The organism is Holdemania sp., assembly GCF_986127675.1.
The window spans coordinates 1-4,033 of the sequence record NZ_CFQZWI010000162.1 but is presented as its reverse complement, the minus strand read 5'-3'; the positions used below and the strand labels follow the sequence as shown (position 1 = coordinate 4,033).

4 protein-coding genes and 1 riboswitch are annotated in these 4,033 nt (G+C 49.7%); of the genes, 1 reads left to right on the top strand and 3 read right to left on the bottom strand.

Features of this window, described 5'->3' with window-relative positions; genetic code table 11:
* A partial coding sequence (gene guaA / locus AC5OW4_RS14745) for a glutamine-hydrolyzing GMP synthase (protein WP_493677162.1) occupies nt 1-670 on the bottom strand: 670 nt, incomplete at its 3' end.
* A gap of 123 nt (nt 671-793) precedes the next feature.
* Nucleotides 794-2,107 carry an NCS2 family permease gene (locus AC5OW4_RS14740; RefSeq protein WP_072684679.1) on the bottom strand — a complete coding sequence of 438 codons (1,314 nt, stop codon included), beginning with the start codon at nt 2,105-2,107 and terminating at the stop codon, nt 794-796.
* A 61-nt stretch (nt 2,108-2,168) separates the two neighbouring features.
* A riboswitch (purine riboswitch) is annotated at nt 2,169-2,269 on the bottom strand.
* 231 nt (nt 2,270-2,500) lie between these two features.
* Here AC5OW4_RS14740 and AC5OW4_RS14735 point away from each other — a divergent pair.
* Nucleotides 2,501-3,286 carry a copper homeostasis protein CutC gene (locus AC5OW4_RS14735; RefSeq protein WP_072685048.1) on the top strand — a complete coding sequence of 262 codons (786 nt, stop codon included), beginning with the start codon at nt 2,501-2,503 and terminating at the stop codon, nt 3,284-3,286.
* A gap of 551 nt (nt 3,287-3,837) precedes the next feature.
* Here AC5OW4_RS14735 and AC5OW4_RS14730 read toward each other — a convergent pair.
* Nucleotides 3,838-4,033, bottom strand: a 196-nt coding sequence (locus AC5OW4_RS14730; protein WP_493677161.1) for a TlpA family protein disulfide reductase, incomplete at its 5' end; no start/stop codon positions are given.

The following is a 4,033-nucleotide window of genomic DNA, read 5'->3' as shown; positions in this document are numbered from 1 at the left end:
CCGATAAGGCCAGCAGAACCTTGTCCGAACCGACCTGAGCGCGGATCTTCTCAATCTGCATGTCGATGTAATTGTGCATTGACCAGTTATTTTGCGCATGGCAGATTTCAAATACAAAGTTTTTCAGCATCTCGTTGCCATATTCGCTGTGCCGCACTTCCGGATGGAATTGTACCGTATATATCCGCTTTTCCGGATTGCTCGTCGAAGCAAATTCACAAGTAGAGCTGGAAGCGTCCTTCACAAACCCCGGAGCCAGCCTGGACACCTGATCGCCATGGCTCATCCAGACGGTCTGCTTCTTTGGCAGCCCCTTGAACAACAGAGAATCCGATTCAATCTCAATCTCAGTCCGCCCATATTCCTTACTGTTGCACGAACGCACGTCGCCGCCGTTCATGAAATGCGTCATCTGCATGCCGTAACAAATTCCCAGAATCGGCAGACCGCTCGTAAAGATTGCCGGATCACATTTGAACGCATTCTCATCATAGACGCTGTTCGGTCCGCCGCTGAAAATAATGCCTTTCACATCCCCCAGGGCCTGGATCTCCGCCAGCGTCATCGTATTGGGATGCAGCTCACTGTAGACGCCGAACTCCCGGATCCGCCGGGCGATCAGCTGGTTATATTGACTGCCGAAATCGAGAACGATAATTTTATCAGCCATCGTGTTGCCTCCTTTGTTTTGGAATTGAAAAGTGAATTAAAATAACGAGTATTCTAATTCACTTTTTCCTTTGTTTATTTTACCATCGAAAGTGGCGGATTACCACAGAAAATGATGGATGAATCAGATGATGAAATACAGGATAAAGACGATATCCAGAATCCAGATAATCGGCCGGACTTCCTTCGCCTTGCCGCTGCCCAGCATCACCGCGCCATAGGTGATAAACCCTAACGCGATACCGTCGGAAATCGAATAGCACAGAATCATCATAATGATCGCCATGAAGCCGGTCGACGCGAAGATGAAGTTATCCCATTCGATGCCGCCCAGCTGCTGCGCCATCAGAATTCCGACGACGATCAGAGCCGGCGCCGTAACCGCGCTGGTCACGACGGAAAGCAGCGGGAAGAAGACAATCGACAACAAGAACAGAACGCCGGTCGTCACCGCGGTTAAGCCCGTCCGTCCGCCTACCTCAACACCCGAGGTCGATTCTACAAACGACGTTACCGTCGAAGTCCCCAAGACAGCGCCCACACAGGTGCCGACGGAGTCCGAAAGCAGTGCTTTTTCAATATTTTCCAGTTCACCTTTTTCATTGACCAACCCTGCCCGGTTTGCCACTGCAACCAGCGTTCCCGCCGTATCAAAGAAGTCAACAAACAGGAAGGAGAAGATGACGACGATGAAATCCTTATGTGAAAACAGTTCGCCGAAGCCGCTCATAAACGCACCCAGCGTCGGCATTTCAAAGTTGAACTGCATGATCGCCGTCGGCAGCTGCGGCATATTCGCTACTCCGCACAATCCCGCGATGACCCCGACCACCGCGGTGCCGATCAAGCCCCAGAACACGGCCGCCGTGACTTTCTTTGCCAACAGGATCAGCGTCAGCGCCAACCCGAAGATCGCAAGCAGAACCACCGGATCCGTCAGTTTTCCCAAAGCGACGAACGTCGATTCATTGGCGACGATGATGCCGGCATTCTTCAAGCCGATAAACGCGATGAAGAAGCCGATGCCCGCGCCGATGGCCAGTTTCAGCTGCTGCGGAATTGCGTTGATGATCATTTTACGCAAGCCTGTGACCGAAATAACGATGAAGATTATTCCAGAAACAAAGACCGCGGCCAGAGCCGCCTGCCAGCTGTAGCCGAACTGCATGCAGACGGTATAAGTGAAGAACGCATTGACGCCCATGCCCGGAGCTAAGGAAACCGGATAGTTCGCCAGCACGCCCATCAGAATGGAGGCGATGCCAGACGCAATCGCCGTCGCCAGGAAGACGGACTGTACCGGCATGCCCGTGGCCCCCAGCATACCCGGATTAACCGCCAGAATATACGCCATGGCTAAGAAGGTGGTCAGACCGGCCAATATTTCCGTTTTGACCGTCGTTTTGTGAGAAGACAGCTTAAATAACTTTTCTAACATAATTCCCCTTACTTTCTAAAAAGCTTCGCCGTAAAAGAAAAAGCTTCCCGAGGACAGAAGCATGAAGAAAGGCTTCCATCGTAGAATGACGGTTACGGCCGCCATGTAGAAACTCCTGTGCCCGATCCTCAGGAATATACGGTGAACTTTTACGTTTGTCATTATAGCAGAGGTTCCTGACAGTGACCAGTGTTTTCCTGCGTTTTAACGATTTTCTACGGAAATCAAGAAAGAAAACATTCCGGATTGGAAACAAAATCGAAATCAAAAGGGGAAATGCCATCTCCGGCATCACTTCTGATTGCACTTTCCAAACATGAAGGCTACAATGAAATCAAATCACCGGAAATGATCCATGGTGGTAACCAGGTCATTTCAAGGAAGGAGATCGTTATGAAAAAACACATTATTGTCGAGGTCTGCTGCGGCAGCGTCGACGACTGCCTGCTGGCGGAAAAGCTGGGGGCAGATCGGATCGAATTGAACCACGCGCTGGAGCTGGGTGGCCTGACACCGTCGCTGGGTACATTCCTGGAAGCGAAACGTCGGGTCAGCCTGCCGATCTGCGTGATGATCCGGCCGCGGGGCGCCGGCTTCGATTATACTGAGCCGCAGTTTCAGGCTATGCTGAAGGATGCTGAGATCTTTATGGATCATGGCGCCGACGGTCTGGTTTTCGGCTTTCTGAATGAGGATGGCAGCATTAACGAAGACCGGACCTGTCAAATGGTTAAGGCTGCCCGGGGCAAGGAAGCCATTTTCCACAAAGCTTACGACAGCACAGAAAATATGGAAGACTCGCTGAAGACTCTGATCCGCTGCGGCATCACACGTGTGCTGACCAGCGGCGGCGCAGTCTATCCGAATATCGTGGAAGGCTGCAAAGAATTAGGCCGCCTGCAGGATCTCTATGGCGATCAGATTCAGATTCTGCCTGGGGGCGGAGTGCGGGAATACAATGCCCGGCAGGTTCTCAAGCTCGCGCATACCGGACAAATTCATCTGACAGCCAAAAATACGATGATCGACGAATCCACCGGCCATTATCATACTGCCGGCGATCGCTCCGGGCTGGAATATCTGGCCGTTGGGGAAATGAATCTGAAAAAGATCATGGAACAAATCCGGAGCTTTGACGAAGCAGAGCCAGATCCCCTCGTTACCCTGTTTCCGGGATGATCCCGTTCTTTCTTGGCGTCCCGAAGTTTTCAATACATTGTCATGCATTCCTTATTTGTAAGTTTCACGAAAGAAACTATTTTCATGAATGATGAAATTTTTACAATCAAAGTTGAAAATTGCTTGACAATCTTTACCAACCAGTTTAAACTACTAACCATAAACAGAAACTTGATGGTCCTGATCAAATTCCTGTTTAGATCTAAGTAAAATGAATTTAACCTTATGAACAGTTTCCTCTTTTTCCTCTCTTTCATTTTACTTAACCCGTGGGTCCTGCGCTTCCTTTCGCAGACCCTGATTCCTGGAAAAGTCGGTGGCTCCGACTTTTTTATTTTTAGCCCTGTTTTTCATTTCTTCTGCAGTTTGCAATCCCATTCAACTTCTATGAAAAAAAAGATAAACTTCAATTTCTGAAATTTACCTTTTCTGTTTCCTTTTCTATCTCTTTTCAAATCTGCGGCAAATCCGTCCTGAGTTCACGGCCTCAGCAAGCAGCCGCTTCCCCGTTTCCCGACTGCCGACCTTTGAAAATTCGCTCAATCTCACGCTCAATATGCTTCGTTGTTGCGCGCCATATCAATGATTTGCAGCATCGTCTGCTTATCCATGGCCCCCGGCATATAGCCATATACATTGCCTTCCGTATTGATCAGATACGTCGTCGGCAGTCCGGTCACGCCATAGTTATAATTGACCTGTCCGTCCTCATCAAAGACTGTCGGGAACGTAAGATCGGAAGAGCAC